This is a genomic window from Arthrobacter sp. Z1-9 (assembly GCF_054792695.1).
The window spans coordinates 3,529,452-3,550,066 of sequence record NZ_CP096456.1 but is presented as its reverse complement, the minus strand read 5'-3'; the positions used below and the strand labels follow the sequence as shown (position 1 = coordinate 3,550,066).

Genomic DNA, 20,615 nt, shown 5'->3' with positions numbered 1-20,615 from the left:
CCTTTCCTTGTGCTGAAGTCAGGCAGTGAATCAGGCGCTGGCCAGGGCGGCTTCAGGCGCCGAGGCTGCAGCAGCCGCTTTTGCTGCGTTTGCGTTGTGGGCGGCAGCGGCGACGGCTGAGGCAACATCGGCGGCGACATGAGGATCGAAGACGCTGGGGATAATGTAGCTGGCATTGAGCTCGTCGTCAGCTACCCGGTTGGCGATCGCCTCCGCGGCGGCCACCAGCATCTCCGGAGTGATGTCCGATGCGCCGGCGTCGAGCAGGCCCCGGAAGAAGCCGGGGAAGGCCAGCACGTTGTTGATTTGGTTGGGGAAATCGCTCCGGCCGGTGGCCACCACTGCGGCATGCCTGGACGCGATCACGGGATCGATCTCCGGCGTGGGGTTGGCCATGGCGAACACGATGGCGTTTTCTGCCATGGCGGCAACCTGCTCTTCGCCGATCACGTGCGGTGCGCTGACGCCGATGAACACGTCCGCACCCTTGATGGCCTCGTGCAGGGTGCCGGCGAACCCTTCCTCGTTGGTGTTCGCTGCAATCCAGCTGCGGTGTTCGTCGTTGTACTGTTCGCCGGCGTGGATGGCTCCGGAGCGGCCGGCGGCGATGATGTGCCGTGCGCCCTGGGCCTTCAGGAGCTGGATGATGGCCGAGCCTGCCGCGCCGACGCCGGAGACCACAATCCGAACCTCATCAAGCTTCTTGCCCACAACGCGGAGCGCGTTGACCAGGGCTGCCAGCGTGACGATGGCGGTGCCGTGCTGGTCGTCGTGGAACACCGGGATGTCCAGTTCCTCGCGGAGCCGGTTCTCGATTTCGAAGCAGCGCGGGGCGGCGATGTCCTCCAGGTTGATGCCCCCGTAGACGGGGGCCATGGCCTTGGCGATCATGATGATTTCCTCGGTGTCCTGGGTGTCCAGGCAGACTGGCCAGGCGTCGACGTTGGCGAACTGCTTGAACAGCGCAGCCTTACCCTCCATGACCGGCAGGGCGGCAGCCGGGCCGATGTTCCCCAGGCCGAGGACGGCGGAGCCGTCGGTGAGGACAGCAATGGTGTTGCGCTTGACGGTCAAGTTGCGGGCAGCTGCCGGGTCCTCGGCAATGGCGAGGCAGACGCGGGCGACGCCGGGAGTATAGGCGCGGGAAAGATCGTCGCGGTTGCGCAGGGCTACCTTGGGGACGACTTCGAGCTTGCCGCCCAGGTGCATCAGGAAGGTGCGGTCCGAGACGTGCTGGACCGTAACGCCGTCGAGCGCGTTGAGGGCGTCTTTGACCCTGCCTGCGTGCTCGTCATCGGTGGTGTTGCAGGTGACATCGACAACCAGGGTCTCGTGGTGGGACTCGCTGACGTCCAGGGCCGTGATGGCTGCGCCTGCGGCGCCGACGGCTGCGGCGAGCTCGCTGGTGGCGCTGAAGCTTGACGGTGCTTCCACGCGCAGGGTAATCGAATTTCCGGGGCTGGGATTCGCCATTGAATGTCCTCCTGTTGGGCCCGCTGTGGGCTTCTGCTCGAATCAAAATGTTTTCGTATCATGGATATTATTATCTACTTTGTGGAAATACAACCCCGTCTCGCCGTTCGTCGCCTCAGCCGGGCCTGTGCTGTATCTTGAAAGCATTAGGGCAACTCTTTTCACGATGCGGATAAGACTTGTCGGAATCCGAGTCCACAGGAGACTGGTACATGGCTGAGAAAGCCGCAGGTGGCGTCCAATCCGTTGAGCGCGTCTTCGAACTGCTGGAACTGATCACTGACGCCGGCGGCGATGTCACCCTCAGCGAGTTGTCCTCGTCCACGGACCTGCCGCTGCCCACAATCCACCGCCTGCTGCGCACCTTGGTGTCGCTGGGCTACATCCGCCAGCTGCCGAACCGGCGCTACGCTCTGGGCCCGCGGCTTATCCGGCTGGGCGAAGGAGCCAACAAGCAGCTTGGTGCCGTAGCCCGCCCGCAGCTGAAAACGCTGGTGGACAGGCTGGGGGAGACCTCCAACATGGCGGTGCTCGACTCGGACATGGTGATTTACGTGGCGCAGGTGCCGTCGCTGCACTCGATGCGCATGTTCACCGAGGTGGGCCGGCGTGCCCATACCCACGCCACCGGCGTCGGCAAGGCCATCCTGGCGCAGCTGGACGACGATACGGTCCGCGGCATCGTCACCCGCGCCGGGATGCCGACCCCCACGGCGAAGAGCATCGCCGACGTCGAGGACCTCCTGGCCGACCTGAAGCTCATCCGGGAACGGGGCTACTCCATTGACGAGGAGGAGCAGGAGCTGGGTGTCCGCTGCTTCGCCATGGCTGTGCCCAACGCTCCAACCCCCACCGCAATTTCTGTTTCGGGTCCTGTGTCCCGGGTGGATGAGCACTTCGCCGACAAGGCCGTGCCGGTCCTCCGCGAAGCTGCCGAGGCCATTTCCACGGAGCTCAACCGCAACTGATCAAAACTGCTTTTCCTGACGCCGACGGCGGCCTGCTTCTTCCGGAAGCGGGCCGCCGTCGGCGTTTGGTGCTAGTGCTCTGACGCCTTTTCGGCCGACTGGACGGGGACTTCCTTGCCGTCGCAGTCGATGAGCTTGCCGCCTTCGAAGCGGTCGCCGTCGGCCAGGCATTTCAGGTCCTCTTCCCGGACCACGCGCCCGGTACCGGCCACAAACACCGACTGGTTCTCTGAGTTCCCGGCCTTGAGGTGATTGAAGAGCAGGTTCAGCAGGATGGCCATCACGGCGGCGGAGCTGATGCCGGAGTGGAAGATGGTCGCGAACCAGTCGGGGAACTTGTCGTAGAAGCTGGGAGCGGCGATGGGGATCATGCCGAAGCCCACGGAGGTCGCCACGATGATCAGGTTCATGTTGTTTTTGTACTCCACTTTGGCGAGGGTGCGGATGCCACTGGCAGCGACGGTGCCGAACAGGACAATGCCTGCCCCGCCCAGGACTGCGGTAGGCACAGCTGCCACAACACGGCCCAGCACCGGCAGAAGCCCGAGGATCACCAGGATGACGCCGCCGGCTGCTACGACGTAGCGGCTCTTGATCTTGGTGACTGCCACCAAGCCGACATTCTGCGCGAACGCGCTTTGAGTGAAGGAGCCGAAGACCGGGGCGATGAGGCTGGAGCCCATGTCCGCGCGGAGGCCGGCAGCGATCCGCTTGGAGTCGACTTTGGTTCCAATGATCTCGCCGACGGCCAGGATGTCGGCCATGGTTTCGGTCAGGATAACCAGTACAACGATCAGCATGGAGATGATTGCGGCGATTTCGAAGGTGGGTGCGCCGAGGTGGAACGGTGCGGGGAAGGCGACGATTGGGCCATCCCCGACCTTGGAGAAGTTGGCCATCCCGGTTGCGACGGCGACCAGGGTTCCGATGACCATGGCCAGCAGGATTGAGAGCCGGGAAATTGTTGCGTTGCCGAGCTTGCTCAAGAGGAGAACGAGGGCCAGTGTGATCGCCGCGAGACCGATGTTTTCCATACTGCCGTAGTTCTCGGCATTCCTGTTCCCTCCCATGGCCCAGTTTGCGGCAACCGGCATCAGTGTCAGGCCAATCGTCGTGATGACAGTTCCGGTGACCACCGGTGGGAAGAACCGCACGATCTTCGAGAAGACCGGCGCGATCAACAAGCCGATGGCGGCTGAAACGATGACCGCGCCGAAGACGGCCTGAATGCCTCCGCCGGTGGTGACGATGGCTACCATCGTTGCCACGCCAGCGAACGATACACCCTGGACCAGCGGCAGCTGGGAACCGAAGAACGGGATGCCAACTGTCTGGAGGATGGTGGCAAGCCCGCCCATGAAGAGCGCGGCGGCTATCAGGACGCCGATATCGGCAGGGGGCAACCCCGCAGCCTGGCCGACGATGAGCGGGACGGCAACAATGCCCCCGTACATGGTCAATACATGTTGGAAGCCGTAGGCGAAACTGCTTCCCACGGACAGCCGCTCATCCTCGGGCCTGTTGGAAACGGCGCGCTTACTGGGTTGTTTGGAGGCGGCTTTGAAGGGGTTTTTGGTGTTCATGGCAGACTTTCTGGTTCATGGCAGACGTCTTCGTCTGGCTAACGTTGTCTGGCTAACAGGTGTGGCAAAGGCTTGTGGGGCGGTTGAGCCTGTCGGAACCCAAGGATTTGGACAGGCTCAACCAATGGTGCGCTGTGTCTAGCAGAAGCCGGCGATGCCGGACCAGGCGGCGGGAGCTGCGGCTGCGTCTTCCCGCTGGACGGTGGCCTCGATCAGGCCGTAGGGGCGGTCCGCGGCGTAGAAGACCTCATTGGGGTTGTCGAGGCCGAAGGGTGAGAGGTCCACGAGGAAGTGGTGCTTGTTGGGCATGGAGAACTTGATCTCGTCGATCTCGCTGTGGGCTTCCAGTACTTTGGTGCCCATGTCGAACAGGGTTTGCTGCAGGGCGTGGGAGTACTTCTCGGTGAAGCCTTCGAGCAAAAGTCCCTTGACGTCCTCGTAGCTCTTGTTGAAGTCCAGCGCGCTGAAGTCGGTTCCGGTCTTGAAGCGCCAGCGTGCTGAGACGTCGGTGGCCAGGATGCGGTCGGTGGTCTCCTGCAGGGTGGTGTACTTGTCCTTCGGGTAGCCCACAAAGCCTGACTGGGTGGACTTCAGGACGGTGAGGTCCTTGAGCCCGGAGATGAGGTGGGTGGTGGCGCCGTCGCGGACCAGGACCGCTGTGCGAACTTCCTGGCCGTTGCGCACGAAGGAGTGGTCATGCTCCGTGCCGTGGGCCTGGATCCGGTCCCAGCTGTAGGACTCGGCCTCCCAGCGGCCGCCCGTCACCCAGTCGAAGCTGGAGGTGAAGTGCTCGCCGAGCCGAAGCAGGAACGCTTCGGGGGAACCCACTCCGTCGCGGGCGAAGGCATAGATGGTGTTTTTCTGGGTGTCGGTGGCCACCACGTGGGCGTTGTCGCCCTCGAGGTGTGCGGCCGCAAAATCTCCGCGCAGCTGCGAGGTGACGTTGAGGTCTTCGATTTCGTGGCGGTCGCTGTCGCGGGTGATCTTGACGACCCGGACTTCGGCCTTTCCGTACTGGTTTTCGCCGAGGATGATTTTGCTGCTCATGGTCAGATTCCCAACTTCAGGTATGTGGGACCACAGTCCCGCATAGAAATTAAGCGCGCGTTTCCCGCACGTTTCTTGTACCGTCGGCCCACAAAAAAGAGCCGACATCAATCGATGTCAGCTCATTACGACCCTGCCTGCTGCTCCCAGGTTACGTGATATGCACCACGAATTGACATCCAGCGTAGCTCAGCAAATCGGTGGTGTACATCACAAAACGAAAATTCAATTTGTGACTGTGGGGCACCCGGACCGTTGACGAAGCAGCCGGCCGCAATCTAAGCTATTCCACATAGCAAAAGTTATTTTCCATTTTGCGGAACTACTTCAACCCTCGGAGGAGGATCAGATGTACCAGCAGGACAAGACGCCGGTTGCACCGGCACAAACGGCTGCACCCTCAGTCCAGGAGTTCTACCTCCCCCTTGGCGGCGGAACGGATCCCGACTTCTATTTGCCGGCCGACCGGGACCACGTCCCTGGCCGCTTCTCGCGCTGGGTCCATGCGCTGCCGGGCTTCAGCAAGCGCTCCTAGCTCAACTGGCCGCAGGCTCAGCGGCAAGACGCAAAAGGCCTGGCGGTACCGAAACTCCGGTGCCGCCAGGCCTTTCCGCATCCTAAGCCGCTTCCCCCGTCCCGCTTAGCCGCTCACCAGCCGCCGGGCGGCCGCGGAGTGCTCGGCAATGAGCCCGGCAACGTCCAGTCCAGGGATCTGCCCGTCCACCACGCGCCACCGCCCGCCCACCATCACCCGGTCGGCCCGGTCGGCAGCGCACAGGAGCAGTGCGGCAACAGGGTCATGGCTGCCCGAAAAGCGGAGGTCGTCCAGCCGGAACAGTGCCAGGTCCGCCTGCATCCCGGGAGCGAGCTGGCCCAGCCCGGGACGCCCAAGGACGGCCGCCGAGCCCCGGGTGGCCCAGCCCAGCGCCCTCTCCACCGGAACGTCCGCCCCGTAGCGCAGCCTCTGGAGGTACAGCGCCTGCCGCGCTTCGAGGATCATGTTCGAGGCATCGTTCGACGCCGAGCCGTCCACTCCCAGCCCCACGGGCACCCCGGCGTCCTCCAGTTCAAGCACCCGTGCCGTCCCCGACGCCAGCCGCATGTTCGAAGTGGGGCAGTGTGCGACGGCGGTCCCCGCGGCTCCCAGCCTGGCAATCTCCGCGTCGCTGAAATGGATGCCGTGGCCCAGCCAGGTGCGGTCCGTCAGCCAGCCCACGCTGTCCAGGTAGTCAACGGTCCGCAGCCCGAACATCTCCCGGCAGAAGTCCTCCTCGTCCAAGGTTTCGGCCAGGTGGGTATGCAGCCGCACGTCCAGCCGCTCGGCGAGCGCAGCGCTCTCCGCCATGATGTCCTTGGTCACCGAGAACGGCGAGCATGGCGCAAGGGCAATCTGGATGACCGCGTCCTCGCCGCGTTCGTGGTACCGGTCCACCAGGCGTTCGCTGTCGGCCAGCACCACCTCCGGTGCTTGGACGGTGGACTGGGGCGGCAGGCCGCCGTCGTCCGTTCCGAGCGTCATGGACCCGCGGGTCAGGGTGGCCCGCATTCCCAGCCGGCGCACCGCCTGCACCTGGATGTCGATGGCGTGTTCCAGTCCGCCCGGGAAGAGGTAGTGGTGGTCCGCTGCCGTGGTGCAGCCCGAGAGCAGGAGCTCGGCGAGCGCCACCGTGGTGGCGAGCTCAAGGTCCCGCGGCGTGAGCCGGGCCCAGACCGGATACAGGTTCTGCAGCCAGGGAAACAACGGGGCGTTCGCCACCGGACCCCAGGCGCGGGTGAGGGTCTGGTAGAAGTGATGATGTGTGTTGATCAGGCCCGGCAGCAGCACGTGGCCTCCGGCGTCGAAAACCTCGCTGCACGGTTCCGAAGGCACTTGGCCAGCGCTGAGCACTTCCACGATGGTCCCGCCGCTGACCACGAGTCCGCCGGAGGCGTTCAAAGTGTTGGCGGTAAAAGCTGCCTGCGGATTCCTGATCCACAGTCTGGATGCGGGTGCGTCGAATGGCGTCATGACGGTCCTTGTCTGAGCGTAGTGGTGTTAATTCCAGCTCAGTGAAACCCTGTCTGCTGATCCAGGCTGCCGCGGCTGCCGGCAGCCGCGGGTGGCATCAGACTAGGTAATGGGACTGACCTGCGTCAATGGCCGTGCAATGTGACCAGCAGCCGCGCCTGCGGTGAAGGACACGAAACAAGGATTTCACATTGCGAAATTAAGTTTCCAGAAAACTATGGCGCGGCCCACATTCCGGTGCTAATCTCGATCTTGCCAAAGGCGGGCACCCGGACTTCGGGAAGCTATCTACCAGGCGCAACTTAACCTTCACAGCACATGCTGAAGCCTGGTAACCGTTCGCACCTGGTTCTACTGGTCCTGCAAGCGGCAACGGGCTTCCCGGCAAAAGGAAGTCGCATCATGAGTACCACCGTCACGGCCGAAGAGTTCTTGGCCAGATCCATCCGGTTGGCAACGGCCAACGTCCTCAACAGCGGCGGGCCCTTCGGCGCCATGATCGTCACCGCCGACGGTAAAACGTTCGACGGCGTCAACCGTGTCACTGCTGACAACGACCCCACCGCCCACGCCGAAGTCACCGCCATCCGCACCGCCTGCCGCGAACTCGACACCTTCGATCTCAGCGGCGCCGTCCTCTACACGAGCTGCGAGCCGTGCCCCATGTGCCTGGCGTCCGCGCTCTGGGCCCGGGTGGAACGCGTCGTCTTCGCCGCGGACCGGCACGACGCCGCCTCCGTGGGCTTCGACGACGCCGTCTTCTACGAATACTTCCAAAACCAGGACAGGAACTCCCTGATGCCGGTCTCGAAGCTGGAGTTGAACGATCCGCAGGCCCCGGCCCCGCTGGAACCGTTCAACACCTGGAACACACTCGACACCAGGATTGACTACTAGGCCCGGCGGCTGACATGACCATCCTGGACAATTCCCACGGGGAGCACTCGGCTCCAACCCCCCGCACCTCCAGCGCCACCGAAGGCGGCCCCAAGCGGCCGGCGGCCAACTCCTTCCTTGACCGGTTCTTCCAGATCACCCAGCGCGGCTCAACACTTGCCCGTGAATTCCGCGGCGGCCTGGTTACCTTCTTCACCATGGCGTACATCGTCATCCTCAACCCCCTGATCCTGGGCGGGTTCGGCGCAGGCAACGCCCCCACCGACGTCGCCGGGGGCTGGCTCTCCGCCGCACAGGTAGGAGCAGTCACCGGGCTTACTGCCGGCGTCATGACCATCCTCTTCGGGCTCGTCGCGAACCTGCCGTTCGGCCTCGCCGCCGGGCTGGGCATCAACTCGTTCCTGGCCGTCTCGGTCATCCAGGAAGTCACCTGGGCGGAAGCCATGGGCCTGGTGGTGATCAACGGCATCCTGATCGTCCTGTTCGGCATCACCGGGGCCCGGACCGCCATCTTCCGGGCCGTCCCCAAGGAGCTGAAGGCCGCCATTACCGTGGGCATCGGCCTGTTCATTGCCTTCATCGGCTTCGTGGACTCCGGCTTCGTCAAGGCGACGGCGGGCGGACCTCCCGTCCAGCTGGGCAACGGCGGCTCCATCACCTCCATCCCCACGCTGGTGTTCATCGTCGGACTCCTGGCCATGGGCATCCTCGTGGCACGCAAGGTCCAGGGCGGACTGCTGATCGGCATAGTGGCCACTACCTTCCTGGCCGCCATCGTCGAGGCAACGATGAAAATCGGCCCGGCCAGCCCAACCAACCCCGGCGGCTGGCACCTCAACACCCCGGTACTGTCAGGCCAGCTGGTGTCCGCCCCGGACCTGGGCCTGGTGGGACAGTTCGACCTGTTCGGAGCCTTCAGCCGGATCGGCGGACTCGCGGCCACCATGTTGGTGTTCACCCTGGTGTTCACCAACTTCTTCGACGCCATGGGCACCATGACCGGCCTGGCCAAAAGCGCCGGCGTCGCCCACAAGGACGGAACGTTCCCCCGCCTGAAGTCCGCCTTCATCGTGGAAGGCGTGGGCGCCGTCGCAGGCGGAGCCACCTCAGGCTCGTCCAACACCGTCTACATCGACTCCGCCGCCGGCATCGGGGAAGGCGCGCGTACCGGCCTGGCATCGGTAGTGACCGGTGTCCTGTTCCTGGGCTCGATGTTCCTCACACCGCTGACCAGCGTGGTTCCGCTCGAGGTGGCAGCCGCTGCCCTGGTGGTGGTAGGCGCGATGATGATGGCGCAGATCCGGGAAATCAAGTTCAGCAAGTTCTCGGTGGCGCTGCCCGCGTTCCTCACCATCGTGACCATGCCGCTGAGCTACTCCATCGCCAACGGCATCGGGGTGGGCTTCATCAGCTGGGCCATCATCGGTGCGGCCTCCGGGAAAGCGAAGAAGATCCATCCCCTGATGTGGGTGGTCAGCGCCGGGTTCCTGGTGTACTTCGCCCGCGGCCCCATCAACCTGCTGCTGGGCGCCTGACCGCAGCTACCAGCCGCACCTGCTCCGCTTTCGGGCATCCGCACCTGCTACCACGCAGGCGCGGATGCCCGAAACGGCAGCAATATTCCCTCCAGCCGGACCAACCCTTGGTCCGGCCGGCATTAGGAACGACAATATGGACACCACCGCAACGTGGAAAAAGGAGCGCCGCCATGCTTGACCTGATCCCTTCACTCGGCGGCTGGGCCCCGGCCCTGGCCGGACAGCGGTTCGCGGTCGCCACCATCGTCCGGGCAAGCGGTTCCGTTCCCCGGCCCGTCGGCAGCTCCATGCTGGTGTCCGACGCCGGCGCCGTCCTGGGCAGCCTCTCCGGCGGCTGCGTCGAGGGAGCCGTTGTGGCGGCGGCGCTGGAATCGATGGACGACGGCGCCGCCCGGCTCGAGACGTTCGGCTATAGTGCTGCCGATGCTTTCGCCGTCGGGCTCACCTGCGGGGGAGAGCTGGACGTGCACATTGAACCGGCCAACGGGAACCACGGCGGCAGGCTGGCCGAAGCGCTGCTGCAGCTGGCGGCCTGCGGGCCGGACGAACCGGTGGCGCTGGTCCGAAGGCTGGATGCCGGCGGCAGCGGCGCCGTCGTTATCTCCCGGCCGGCCGCTGCGGACGTGTCCCGCCATCCGGAGCTGCGTGTGCTACTGGACCTTCCAGGAGACTCCGGGGCCGGCCGTGCCCGCAGTGAGCAGCTCGAGTCCTTCCTGCGCAACGGCGCCACCGGCGTGCTGCACCTGGCCGGGCCGGGCCTGTGCACCGGGGAGGCCACCCTCCTGGTGGAGTCCCGGCTCGCACCGCCGCGCATGCTGGTGTTCGGCGCCAATGACTTCAGTGCCGCGCTGCTGCCCGCCGCCAAGCCGGTGGGCTACCACGTCACCCTGATCGACGCCCGGCCGGCCTTTGCCTCCCAAACGCGGTTCCAGGCGGCGGACGAGGTGTTCACCGCCTGGCCGCACCACTACCTCGCAGCAGAAGCGGCGGCAGGACGGGTGGACGCCCGGACGGTGATCTGCGTCCTCACCCACGACCCCAAGTTCGACGTTCCCCTGCTGGAGACCGCGCTGGCCTTGGACGTCGCCTTCATCGGGGCCCTCGGCTCCCGGCGCAGCCACGTCCAACGCGTCGGCGCCCTGCTGGACAACGGCGTCCGCCCCGAACGGATCGCCCAGCTCCACTCGCCGCTCGGCCTGGATCTCGGCGCCGTCACACCGGCCGAAGTGGCGGTTTCCGTCCTGGCCGAAGTCATCGCCGCCCGGCATCCGGGAGCCTCCCACCAGCCGTTGAGGGAGACCTCCGGCCCCATCCACCAGGAGCGCGCCGCGAAGCCCGCGCCCACCCACTCTTTGAAGCAGGAGATCGCATGGACATGAACACCATCGAGGCGGTGGTCCCCACCACCGACCCCGAGGAATGGCGCGACGGCGACGCCTGGCTCGCCGGGGGCACAGTCCTCTTCTCCTACGGCAGCCTCGCGTTCGGCCCCCAGCCGCTCAGGCGGCTCCTGGACCTCGGCAACTCGGGCTGGACCCCCGTCACCGTCAGCGATGCCGGGATAGAGCTGGCTGCCACCTGCACTGTCGCCGACCTCTACAGCCTTCCCGGTTCTGCTGCAGCTGCAGGCCGCAGCTGGCCGGCCCTGGACCTTATCCGGCCGTGCTGCGACTCCTTTGTTGCCTCCTTCAAGGTGTGGAACATGTCCACTGTGGGCGGCAACCTGTGCACGTCGCTGCCCGCCGGCCCCGTCATCTCGTTGTGCGCCGGGCTGGACGGCAGCGCCACCATCCTCGGCCCCGGCGGGACCAGCCGCAGCGTCCCGGTGACGGACTTCGTCACGGGCGACGCAAAGAACTGCCTGGCACCCGGCGAGCTGCTGCGCAGCGTCCACCTCCCGGCGTCGGCACTCACCTCCCGGGTGGCGTTCCGCCGCCTGTCGCTGAGCAACCTGGGCAGGTCCGGGGTGCTGCTGATCGGAAGGCTCGACGGCGGAACCCGGCTGGTGCTCACCGTCACCGCCGCCACCAAACGGCCCGTGCAGCTGCGCTTCGATGGGCTTCCCGACGCCGATGTGCTGGCCGCCGCAATTTCCGCAGCGATTTCCAATGACCTTTACCACGACGACATCCACGGCCTGCCGGCCTGGCGGCGGGACATGACCTACCGCCTGGCCGAGGAAATCCGCGCCGAACTCGCTGCCCCGGAAGCTGCGCCCGGCCTCCGGGTATCCGGCGACTTCTGGCCGCCGGCGGACCGCGGACTTTACGCACAGCAGGAAGGGGCCTGAGCATGGCCATCGAGATCAACGGAGCCCCCGCGGACGCGTCACCCCGCCCCGGGCAGTGCCTGCGCACCTTCCTGCGGGAGCAGGGCAACCTGGGCGTCAAGAAGGGCTGCGACGGCGGCGACTGCGGGGCCTGCACGGTGCACGTGGACGGCACTCCCGTGCACAGCTGCATCTACCCTGCTGTCCGCGCTGAGGGACACGCGGTGACCACCATCGAAGGATTGGCTTCAACTGCGGGCGACGGAGCGGACCTGCACCCGGTGCAGCAGCAGTTCATGGAGCGGCAGGGCTTCCAGTGCGGGTTCTGTACGGCGGGCATGGTGATGACGGCGGCGACCTTCGACGACGAGCAGAAGGAGAACCTGGCCCGCAACCTCAAAGGCAACCTCTGCCGCTGCACCGGATACCGTGCTATCGCCGACGCCGTTTGCGGGCATGCCGGGCACCCGGATCCGAAGGGACAGGGATCCGGGATCGCCGGGAAAGGCCAGCCGGACCCCGAGCCGGGGCAGCTGGGCGACGACGTCCCGGCACCCGCCAGCTGGGCGGTGGTTACTGGCGCAGTCCGCTACACGCTGGACGTCCCAGACCAGCTCCAGGGCCTGCTCCACCTCAAGCTCCTGCGCTCGCCGCTTGCCCATGCACGCGTGCTGTCCATCAACACCGATGCTGCATTGCAGGTCCCCGGCGTGGTGGCCGTCCTGACCCACCGGGACGCTCCGGAGCAGCTGTTCTCCACTGCACAGCATGAGCTCTTTACCGACGATCCGGATGACATCCGCGTGCTGGATGACGTGGTGAGGTTCCGGGGCCAGCGGGTTGCCGCGGTGGTGGCTGAAACGGTGGCTGCCGCAGAAGCCGGGGTGCGGGCACTGGAGGTGGAGTACGGGGAACTGCCCGCTGTCTTCTCGCCGCAGGAAGCGCTGTTGCCCGGAGCGCCGCTGGTGCACGGCGACAAGGACGGGTCGGCGTCGCGCATTTCCCGGCCGGACCGGAACGTGGTGGCTGAACTCCACTCGGAACTGGGGAACGTGGCCCAGGGCTTTGCGGCAGCGGACTTCATCCATGAGCAGACCTACCGTACCCAGCGCGTCCAGCACGTTGCCCTGGAAACGCACGCAGCCATCGCAGCCGTTGACACTGAGGGCCGCCTTCAAGTCCGCACATCCAGCCAGGTTCCCTTCCTGGTCCGCCGCACGCTGTGCCGGGTTTTCGGGCTCCCGGAGGAGCAGGTCCACGTGGTGGCCGGGCGCGTGGGCGGCGGCTTTGGCGGCAAGCAGGAAGTACTCACCGAGGACATCGTTGCGCTCGCGGCCCTGAAACTGGGCCGGCCGGTGCAGCTCGAACTGACCAGGACGGAGCAGTTCACCGCCACCACCACCCGCCATCCGTTCACCATCAAGCTCAAGGCCGGCGCCAGCGTGGACGGAAAGCTGACCGCCCTGGAACTCGACGTGCTGACCAATACCGGCGCGTACGGCAACCACGGCCCGGGCGTGATGTTCCACGGCTGCGGCGAGTCGTTGAGCGTCTACAACTGTGCCAACAAAAAAGTGGACGCCCACGCGATGTACACCAACACGGTGCCGGCCGGGGCGTTCCGCGGCTATGGCCTGAGCCAGATGATCTTCGCCATCGAGTCCGCCATGGACGAGCTCGCCGCCGGCATCGGCATGGATCCCTTCGAGTTCCGCCGCCGGAACATGGTGCGCGAGGGCGACCGCATGCTGTCCACCCAGCCGGAACCCGAGGAGGACGTCCACTACGGCAGTTACGGGCTGGACCAGTGCCTGAGCCTGGTCCGTGACGCGCTGGCCCGCGGCCGGGAACGGTACCGGGCCGCCGGACTGGACGAGCTCGGTCCTGAATGGCTCACCGGCGAGGGAACCGCCCTGTCCATGATCGACACCGTGCCGCCCCGCGGCCACTTTGCCCATTCCCGTCTCCGGCTCCTGCCCGACGGGACCTACCAGGCCGACGTCGGGACTGCCGAGTTCGGCAACGGCACCACCACCGTCCACGCGCAGCTGGCCGCCACGGCGCTGTCCACCGAAGCCGACCGGATTGTGGTGCGGCAGTCCGATACCGACCTGATCGAGCACGACACCGGCGCCTTTGGTTCCGCGGGCACCGTGGTGGCGGGGAAGGCAACCCTCGCCGCGGCCGAGGAACTGGCTGTCCGGATCCGCGCCTTTGCGGCAGGCATCCGGCAGACCCAGGCCTCGGCCTGCGTCCTCGACGGCGGCTCCGTAGTCATTGACGGAACAGCCGTGCCGCTCGCGGAACTGGCGCAGGCGGCTGCGGATGCCGGCGTCGAACTTGCAGCGGAAGGACGCTGGGGCGGGACGCCGAGGTCCGTGGCATTCAACGTGCACGGCTTCCGCGTGGCGGTGAACCGGGGCACGGGCGAGCTGAAGATCCTGCAGAGCGTGCAGGCGGCGGACGCCGGTGTGGTGGTGAATCCGCGCCAGTGCCGCGGCCAGATCGAGGGTGGAATTGCCCAGGCCATCGGCGCCGCACTGTATGAGGAGGTAGTGATTGACGACGCCGGCCGGGTCACCACCGACATCCTGCGGCAGTACCACATCCCTACTTTCGCCGACGTGCCCCGCAGCGAGGTGTACTTCGCCGACACCAACGACAAGATGGGGCCGCTGGGCGCCAAGTCCATGAGCGAAAGTCCCTTCAACCCCGTGGCCCCCGCGTTGGCAAACGCCATCAGGAATGCCACCGGTGTGCGCTTCGCCCAGCTGCCCATTGCGCGGGACAGGATCTATTTGGGACTTCGGGAGGCGGGGCTGGTGCCAAACCTGGAACACTCGGCAACGTGAGAAGCCCTGCCGGGCGGGTGGTTCAGGCCCCCGGAACGGCGCGGCCGAGCCCGTAAAATTCCTGCGCCTGCGGGCCCGACCCCTATAGTCGGAGGATGGAACAGCGGATTTTAGGCAAGACCGGACGGAACGTGTCCATCGTGGGGCTGGGAACCTGGCAGCTTGGCGCGGACTGGGGCCACGTTGACCCGGCACAGGCGCAGGCCATCCTGGCGGCCTCCGTGGAAGCGGGAGTGAACTTCTTCGACACCGCTGACGTCTACGGCGACGGCAAGAGCGAGCAGGCCATCGGGAAGTTCCTCGCGGACAACCCCGGCCTGGACATCACGGTGGCCACCAAGATGGGCCGCCGCGTGGACCAGCTGCCGGAGAACTACACGCTGGCCAACTTCCGCCAGTGGGTTGACCGCTCCCGGAAGAACCTGGGCACAGACTCCCTGGACCTGGTCCAGCTGCACTGCCCGCCCACTCCGGTGTACAGCAACGCCGAGGTCTATGACGCCCTGGACACCCTGGTGGCAGAGGGCGCCATCCGCAATTACGGTGTCAGTGTTGAACGCACTGACGAGGCGCTGGAAGCGATCAGCCACCAGGGGACCGCCTCCGTGCAGATCATCCTGAACGCCTTCCGCCTCAAGCCCCTGGACGACGTCCTTCCCGCGGCAAAGGCCGCAAACGTGGGAATCATCGCCCGCGTGCCGCTGGCTTCCGGGCTGCTCTCCGGCAAGTACTCCAAGGAGACCACCTTCGCCGAGAACGACCACCGGAACTACAACCGCAACGGCGACTCTTTCGACGTCGGCGAAACGTTCTCCGGCGTGGACTACGACCTGGGCCTGAAGGCCGTCAAGGAGTTCGAACAGCTCGTACCGGCCGGCGCCAGCACGGCGCAGGCTGCGATCGCCTGGATTGCAGCCCAGGACGGCGTCACCAGCGTGATCCCCGGCGCACGCAACGTGGAGCAGGCAACGGCAAACGCCGCCGCGGCGGGTGTCACTGTTGACGAAGACTTCGACGCCGGCGTCCGCTGGATCTACGACCACTACTTCCGCGAAGCCATCCACCCGCGCTGGTAGCGTTCGCCGCCTGCGCCATGCCCGGCTCCGCTCGCCACAGGGACCCCGGGCAGCTCTCTTGCGCTTGGGAGGCCGCCGGTGACTGCCTCCGTCAGTGACTTTGTGGAGCGGCTCGCCGCCGCGCCCACAGTCCCAGGGCGCAACACTTTCTTTGACCACAGGGTTCCGGACAACGCCCTGCGCCGGCGGAACCTGGAACTGTACCTCGATGAGATGCTGGACCGCTCGCCCAAGGTACTGCTGCTGGGTGAGGCCCCGGGCTTCCGGGGCATGCGCATCACTGGAGTGCCCTTCACCAACCGCGGGATGTTTATGAGTTCCACCAACGCGTTCGGGCTGTTCGGGCAGGGGAAGGGGTACGCGTTGCCTCCCGAGGCGGCGGAAGTGGCAGCTGAGCCCACCGCAACCGTGATGTGGGAGGTCCTGGCGGAACTGGATGTCCTTCCACTGCTGTGGAGTGCCTTCCCTTGGCACCCGCATGTGCCCGGAAATCCTTTGTCCAACCGGACTCCCACGCCGGCGGAAGCAGCCATGGGGACACCGTTCTGGCAGGCGCTGGTGGACGTTTTTGGCATCCACACCGTGGTGGCCGTTGGCAATGTTGCTCATCGAAGCCTTCAACGCAACGGACTGGATGTGCCCAAGGTGAGGCATCCCGCTCATGGCGGCCGGTCCGGCTTCAAGCGCGGCCTCGAGCAATTGCTTGAGGCCGGGATGCAGGCTTGAGTTGCCAGGACGCCACAACCCGTGTTCAGCGGTCGATCGAGGCCATGTTGGCCTCGTCGTGGCGTTCGCCAGCGGCCGGCTGGAGTGCGTTGAGCCGGTCCAGCTGGTCGCCAGTGAGTTTGGTGCCCACGGCAGCGGTGTTCTCTTCGACCCGGAAGACCCGGCGGGTGCCGGGGATCGGAGCGATGTCGTTCCCACGGCTCAGCAGCCAGGCGAGGGCTGTCTGTGCGGGGGTCGCGCCGATCTCGGCGCCGATAGCCTTCACTTCGTCGACGATGGCGAGGTTCCGACGGAAGTTCCCGCCAGTGAACCGCGGTTGGTTTTGCGCCAGTCATCCTCGGGGAAGTCGTCCACGGAACGGATGTGACCGGTCAGCAGGCCGTGTCCGAGCGGTGAGTACGGGACGAAGCCGATACCCAGTTCACGCAGCAGCGGCAGGATCTCCTCCTCCACGTCACGGGTCCAGAGAGAGTACTCCGTCTGTAACGCCGTCACGGGCTGCACTGCGTGTGCCCGCCGGATGGTCTCCGGGGAGGCTTAGGAGAGCCCGAAGTGCAGCACCTTGCCCTCGGCGATCAGGTCCGCGACGGCGCCGGCGGTTTCCTCGATCGGGGTGTTCGGGTCCACCCGGTGCTGGTAGTACAGGTCGACGTGGCTGGTCCCGAGGCGCTTGAGGGAGCCTTCGACGGCGGCCTTCACGTTTGCCGCACTGCTGTCGATTACGCCGGGGCCGGCGCCGGAATGGGAGACCAGACCGAATTTCGTGGCGATCTTGACTTGATCGCGGCGTCCCTTGACCGCCCGGCCGACGATCTCTTCACTGGTGTAGGTGCCGGCCATGGTCATGGCTCCGAGTCCGATGGCGGAGACTTCCAGGTCTCCGAGGCGTGCGTTCTTCATGGTTGTATGTCCTTTTCCGTGTGGCTTGGAGGCTGAACCAGATGGGTCGAGGGTTAGCCCCGCTCGATGCGCATGTCCACGTCGTCCGGGAGGTTTTCGAAGACGCTGAGGTCTGAGGTGATCTCTCCCATTTTGGTGAGGGTGGGGACGGAGCTGGTTTCCTCGTAGATGATGGTGATGCTGTCGAGGGGGTTGTAGTAGACGATGTCCCCGGGTTGTACGTCGGTGTAGAACGGGCCCGTTTCTGTCATTGGGGCGTTGAGTTCAGTGATGTATTCGATGCCGGCGTTCCGGAACCAGGGGAGCGTGACCGGGAGGGTGGCGGCGAAGTCCTCGGCGACCTGGCTGTCATTGAGGGTCGCCGTCATCACCACGTCGCCGGCGGTGATGGTGATCGGGGTTCCGTCCGTGGAAACCTCGGCCGGGGCCGAGGGTTCGGTGGCGGCGGAGGGGGTGGTTGCCGGGGCTGGGGTTGCGGCGGTGGTTTCGGTTGCGGGTGCGGAGCATCCGGCGAGGGCGATCGCGGCTGTTGCGGCGAGGGCGATGAGGGACAGGGGCTTTTTCATGAGTTCCTAAGCGTTGTCGAGGGCCATGGCGGAGGACAGATCGCGGTGTGCTTCGACCTGATCGAGGAGGAGTCGGGCTTTGTGCTCGACGCCGGCGACGACGTCTGCTCCGGCGACGAACCGCAGCGGCGGGGTGTCCATGGCGGCGATGGAGACCAGGGCTGCGCCGAGCTTGGCGGGGTCTCCGCCCTGCCGGCCGTTCATGGCCTTCCACGCGGCGATGGTTTGGGTGGTGCGTTCGGCGTAGTCGTCGATGGAGAGTTCGGGCCAGATGGAGGAGGCGCCCTCGACGAGGAGTTCGGTGCGGAAGAAGCCTGGTTCGACGATGGTGGTGTGGATGCCGTAGGGCTGGACGTCGTACTGGAGGGATTCCATCCAGCCTTCGAGGGCGAACTTTGACGCGGCGTAGGCGGCGCAGAACTCCTGGCCGATGATGCCGGCGGCGGAGGTGATGGTGATGACGTGTCCGCGGCGCTGCCCGCGCATGACCGGCAGGGTTGCGCGGGTGACATTCAGCGGGCCGAAGAAGTTTGTCTCCATCTGTGCCCGGAACTGTTTGTCACTAATCTCTTCGAAGTAGCCTGCGTAGAAGTTGCCGGCGTTGTTGACGAGGACGTCGATGCTGCCAAAGCGTCCGACGGCGGCCTGGACGGCGGCAGTCGAGGCCGCGGCGTCGGTGACGTCCAGCGACAGGGCCAGCAGGTTCTTGTGCTCGCCGAGGGCCGCGGTGACGTTGGCGGCGTCGCGGGCGGTGGCCACGACCTGGTGGCCGGCGTCGAGGGCGGCCCTGGCCAGGTCGACGCCCATGCCCCGGGCGGCTCCGGTGATGAACCAAACGTTGGTCATGATGATGCCTTTCTTGCGTCCCAACCGGCCCGTCCGGGGCGGCTGATGATTCAAGTCAACCGGCCCGGGCGTGGGCTAACGAGACCCTACCTGGAGGTTCCCTGGCAGGGACCCGCTAGCGGGCGCGAGGTGGAGTACCTTCGAGACCATGGACAACCAGGACGACCTCAGCCAGTTCCTCATCTCGCGGCGGGCCAAGCTGACCCTGCAGCAAGCGGGCCTGCCTGACTTCGGCGGGCGGCGCCGCGTCCCTGGCCTGCGGCGGGAAGAAGTGGCCCTCCTGGCCGGCATGAGCTCGGAGTACTACAAGCGCCTGGAACGCGGCAATGCGAAGGGAGCGTCGGAAGCCGTCATCGACGGGGTCAGCCGTGCCCTTCAACTGGATGAGGCCGAGCACTCACATCTTTACGAGCTCATCCGCTCAGCCAACGCCGGGGCCCACCCGCAGCGCCGGCGCCCGGCACGCAAAACCCAGATCAACTCTGCCCTGCAGCAGACGATCGATGCGATGTCCACCGTTCCGGTGTTCGTGCAGAACGGCCGGTTGGACGCGGTGGCCACCAACCGCCTCGGCCGGGCTCTCTTTTCGGAGATGTTCGAGGACGACCGGCAGCCCCTGAACGCCGCACGTTTTGTGTTCCTGGACGCCAGGGCACAGACGTTTTACCGGGACTGGGAATCCAACACCCGCCAGATCGTTGCCCTCCTCCGGGTCGAAGCTGGCCGTTCCCCCTACGACCGTCAGCTCAGCGACCTTGTCGGCGAACTCTCAACCCGCAGCGACCTCTTCCGGAAACTCTGGGGAGCCCACGACGTCCGGGAACACCGCGACGGGCTCAAAAGCGTCCACCACCCCGTCGTCGGCGACCTCGACCTGAACTACCTCGGCCTTGACCTCGCCACTGACCGCAGCCTCCAGATGCTGGTCTTCTCCGCGGAACCAGGCTCCGCATCCCAGGACGGACTGCAGCTGCTGGCCAACTGGGCCGCTACAAAGGGCGTCGAGTTGAAGTCCAAGGACCAAGCACGCACCAACCACCTCCCTGGACATTGATGCTGCGAGCCTTATATGTCGTTACGACTGAAGGCTGAAGCAACAGCGTTGGCCCGTCCGGAGAGTTCGCCCAAAAATCCTGTCCATCGAAGGGCCCGCCGTCTCAACGCCCATTCGCGCCCTTACTGAGCAGTCTCCTGGCCGAGAAGCCGCAACTGATCCGGTGTGTCGATGTCCTCGCCGGTGGACTGGTCACTGCAGTCCACCTCGTCTACCAGCTCCGGGTGGGCCCGCAGGAAGCCGCGTGCCCCCGCGTCACCGGACACCGTCACGCTCACTGCTTCGCGCAGGGAAGCATCAATGAGCAGCGGATGGCCCCGCAGCAGCCTGTCAGGCTGCCCGATCTCCTGCCAGGCCTGCTGCCCGCCGTCGGACGTTTCCCGGCGGCGGTATGCCGCGGCGGTGAGCCGGCCCGGACGGTGGGCGGCCAGCAGCCGCCCCACCGTCCGCGGCGTCAGGCCCGGCTGGTCCACCAAGGCAACCATCAGATGGTCGCCAGGGTCCGCGCTGGCGTTCCCCAGCAACAGGGAACTGCCCATGCCGGACTGCCACTCGTGGTTCACCACAGGCCGGAAGCGCGCCAGCTCGGCTAGGGCTACGACGTCGGGAGCGCCGGCACCAAGCACCACCACAACCTCGCGGCAGCCGCCGTCGAGCAGCGCGCCCGCGACGGATTCCACAAGTGGCCGCCCGCGGTAGGGGAGCAGGGCCTTGGGCCCCCGTCCCAGCCTGGTCCCGGCGCCGGCGGCGAGGACAACCCCCGTTGTCCTGATCCCATCCGTGCTCCCCATAGCCACACCCTAACTCGGGGC

General features: G+C 66.0%; 17 protein-coding genes and 1 pseudogene. 10 read left to right on the top strand and 8 right to left on the bottom strand.

Annotated elements, in window-relative coordinates; translation table 11 throughout:
- Window positions 1-30: 30 nt before the first annotated feature.
- Window positions 31-1,473: a malic enzyme-like NAD(P)-binding protein gene (locus M1D93_RS16445; protein WP_461172532.1), complete on the bottom strand. Its 1,443-nt coding sequence runs from the start codon at window positions 1,471-1,473 to the stop codon at window positions 31-33.
- 212 nt (window positions 1,474-1,685) lie between these two features.
- On the opposite strand from M1D93_RS16445, the gene M1D93_RS16440 reads away from it, so the two are divergent.
- A complete protein-coding gene (locus tag M1D93_RS16440) occupies window positions 1,686-2,441 on the top strand; it encodes an IclR family transcriptional regulator (protein WP_461172531.1) in 756 nt (251 codons plus the stop codon).
- 71 nt (window positions 2,442-2,512) lie between these two features.
- Here M1D93_RS16440 and M1D93_RS16435 read toward each other — a convergent pair whose 3' ends face one another.
- Both M1D93_RS16435 and pucL read right to left on the bottom strand, forming a co-directional pair.
- Window positions 2,513-4,024: a nucleobase:cation symporter-2 family protein gene (locus tag M1D93_RS16435; RefSeq protein ID WP_461172530.1), complete on the bottom strand. Its 1,512-nt coding sequence runs from the start codon at window positions 4,022-4,024 to the stop codon at window positions 2,513-2,515.
- Window positions 4,025-4,162: 138 nt separating this feature from the next.
- Window positions 4,163-5,071: a factor-independent urate hydroxylase gene (gene pucL / locus M1D93_RS16430; RefSeq protein WP_461172529.1), complete on the bottom strand. Its 909-nt coding sequence runs from the start codon at window positions 5,069-5,071 to the stop codon at window positions 4,163-4,165.
- Between the two features lie 349 nt (window positions 5,072-5,420).
- Here pucL and M1D93_RS16425 point away from each other — a divergent pair, with 349 nt between their 5' ends.
- Entirely contained in the window at window positions 5,421-5,606 is a 186-nt protein-coding gene (locus M1D93_RS16425) for a hypothetical protein (RefSeq protein WP_461172528.1), read from the top strand.
- A 105-nt stretch (window positions 5,607-5,711) separates the two neighbouring features.
- Here the strand turns inward: M1D93_RS16425 and M1D93_RS16420 are convergent, their stop codons facing one another.
- A complete protein-coding gene (locus M1D93_RS16420; RefSeq protein WP_461172527.1) occupies window positions 5,712-7,079 on the bottom strand; it encodes an 8-oxoguanine deaminase in 1,368 nt (455 codons plus the stop codon).
- A gap of 402 nt (window positions 7,080-7,481) precedes the next feature.
- Between M1D93_RS16420 and M1D93_RS16415 the strand changes: the two genes are divergently transcribed.
- The 7 genes from M1D93_RS16415 to M1D93_RS16385 all read left to right on the top strand — a co-directional run bounded on the left by M1D93_RS16415 (window position 7,482) and on the right by M1D93_RS16385 (window position 16,437).
- A complete protein-coding gene (locus tag M1D93_RS16415; RefSeq protein WP_461172526.1) occupies window positions 7,482-7,976 on the top strand; it encodes a nucleoside deaminase in 495 nt (164 codons plus the stop codon).
- 14 nt (window positions 7,977-7,990) lie between these two features.
- Window positions 7,991-9,511 (top strand): NCS2 family permease, encoded by a 1,521-nt coding sequence (locus M1D93_RS16410; RefSeq protein ID WP_461172525.1) that lies wholly within the window; start codon window positions 7,991-7,993, stop codon window positions 9,509-9,511.
- A 173-nt stretch (window positions 9,512-9,684) separates the two neighbouring features.
- Window positions 9,685-10,893 (top strand): XdhC family protein, encoded by a 1,209-nt coding sequence (locus M1D93_RS16405; RefSeq protein ID WP_461172524.1) that lies wholly within the window; start codon window positions 9,685-9,687, stop codon window positions 10,891-10,893.
- Entirely contained in the window at window positions 10,884-11,804 is a 921-nt protein-coding gene (locus tag M1D93_RS16400; protein WP_461172523.1) for an FAD binding domain-containing protein, read from the top strand. Before M1D93_RS16405 ends, M1D93_RS16400 begins: the two co-directional genes overlap by 10 nt.
- A gap of 2 nt (window positions 11,805-11,806) precedes the next feature.
- Complete coding sequence (locus M1D93_RS16395) at window positions 11,807-14,635, top strand: molybdopterin-dependent oxidoreductase (RefSeq protein ID WP_461172522.1); 2,829 nt, start codon at window positions 11,807-11,809, stop codon at window positions 14,633-14,635.
- Between the two features lie 95 nt (window positions 14,636-14,730).
- Window positions 14,731-15,711, top strand: a complete 981-nt coding sequence (locus M1D93_RS16390) for an aldo/keto reductase (RefSeq protein ID WP_461172521.1) — start codon at window positions 14,731-14,733, stop codon at window positions 15,709-15,711.
- Between the two features lie 78 nt (window positions 15,712-15,789).
- The gene (locus M1D93_RS16385; RefSeq protein WP_461172520.1) at window positions 15,790-16,437 is read left to right on the top strand and encodes a uracil-DNA glycosylase; all 648 of its coding nucleotides are present in this window, start codon (window positions 15,790-15,792) and stop codon (window positions 16,435-16,437) included.
- Window positions 16,438-16,462: 25 nt separating this feature from the next.
- On the opposite strand, the pseudogene M1D93_RS16380 reads toward M1D93_RS16385, so the two are convergent.
- From M1D93_RS16380 to M1D93_RS16370, 3 genes and pseudogenes are all read right to left on the bottom strand, one after another.
- A pseudogene (locus tag M1D93_RS16380) lies at window positions 16,463-17,337 on the bottom strand (aldo/keto reductase).
- Window positions 17,338-17,390: 53 nt separating this feature from the next.
- Entirely contained in the window at window positions 17,391-17,903 is a 513-nt protein-coding gene (locus M1D93_RS16375) for a cyclophilin-like fold protein (protein ID WP_461172519.1), read from the bottom strand.
- A gap of 6 nt (window positions 17,904-17,909) precedes the next feature.
- Entirely contained in the window at window positions 17,910-18,749 is an 840-nt protein-coding gene (locus tag M1D93_RS16370; RefSeq protein WP_461172518.1) for an SDR family oxidoreductase, read from the bottom strand.
- 148 nt (window positions 18,750-18,897) lie between these two features.
- On the opposite strand from M1D93_RS16370, the gene M1D93_RS16365 reads away from it, so the two are divergent.
- The gene (locus M1D93_RS16365) at window positions 18,898-19,803 is read left to right on the top strand and encodes a helix-turn-helix transcriptional regulator (protein ID WP_461172517.1); all 906 of its coding nucleotides are present in this window, start codon (window positions 18,898-18,900) and stop codon (window positions 19,801-19,803) included.
- 122 nt (window positions 19,804-19,925) lie between these two features.
- On the opposite strand, the gene nboR is transcribed toward M1D93_RS16365, so the two are convergent.
- Entirely contained in the window at window positions 19,926-20,594 is a 669-nt protein-coding gene (gene nboR, locus M1D93_RS16360) for a nicotine blue oxidoreductase (RefSeq protein ID WP_461172516.1), read from the bottom strand.
- Between the last annotated feature and the right edge of the window lie 21 nt (window positions 20,595-20,615).

Coding starts and splice junctions, on each gene's coding strand:
- M1D93_RS16400 (WP_461172523.1), top strand. CDS start 10,884: ATGGACATGAACACCATCGAGGCGGTGGTCCCCACCACCGACCCCGAG.
- M1D93_RS16410 (WP_461172525.1), top strand. CDS start 7,991: ATGACCATCCTGGACAATTCCCACGGGGAGCACTCGGCTCCAACCCCC.
- nboR (WP_461172516.1), bottom strand. CDS start 20,594: ATGGGGAGCACGGATGGGATCAGGACAACGGGGGTTGTCCTCGCCGCC.
- M1D93_RS16365 (WP_461172517.1), top strand. CDS start 18,898: ATGGACAACCAGGACGACCTCAGCCAGTTCCTCATCTCGCGGCGGGCC.
- M1D93_RS16395 (WP_461172522.1), top strand. CDS start 11,807: ATGGCCATCGAGATCAACGGAGCCCCCGCGGACGCGTCACCCCGCCCC.
- M1D93_RS16375 (WP_461172519.1), bottom strand. CDS start 17,903: ATGAAAAAGCCCCTGTCCCTCATCGCCCTCGCCGCAACAGCCGCGATC.
- M1D93_RS16370 (WP_461172518.1), bottom strand. CDS start 18,749: ATGACCAACGTTTGGTTCATCACCGGAGCCGCCCGGGGCATGGGCGTC.
- M1D93_RS16445 (WP_461172532.1), bottom strand. CDS start 1,473: ATGGCGAATCCCAGCCCCGGAAATTCGATTACCCTGCGCGTGGAAGCA.
- M1D93_RS16435 (WP_461172530.1), bottom strand. CDS start 4,024: ATGAACACCAAAAACCCCTTCAAAGCCGCCTCCAAACAACCCAGTAAG.
- M1D93_RS16415 (WP_461172526.1), top strand. CDS start 7,482: ATGAGTACCACCGTCACGGCCGAAGAGTTCTTGGCCAGATCCATCCGG.
- M1D93_RS16425 (WP_461172528.1), top strand. CDS start 5,421: ATGTACCAGCAGGACAAGACGCCGGTTGCACCGGCACAAACGGCTGCA.
- M1D93_RS16420 (WP_461172527.1), bottom strand. CDS start 7,079: ATGACGCCATTCGACGCACCCGCATCCAGACTGTGGATCAGGAATCCG.
- M1D93_RS16390 (WP_461172521.1), top strand. CDS start 14,731: ATGGAACAGCGGATTTTAGGCAAGACCGGACGGAACGTGTCCATCGTG.
- M1D93_RS16405 (WP_461172524.1), top strand. CDS start 9,685: ATGCTTGACCTGATCCCTTCACTCGGCGGCTGGGCCCCGGCCCTGGCC.
- M1D93_RS16440 (WP_461172531.1), top strand. CDS start 1,686: ATGGCTGAGAAAGCCGCAGGTGGCGTCCAATCCGTTGAGCGCGTCTTC.
- pucL (WP_461172529.1), bottom strand. CDS start 5,071: ATGAGCAGCAAAATCATCCTCGGCGAAAACCAGTACGGAAAGGCCGAA.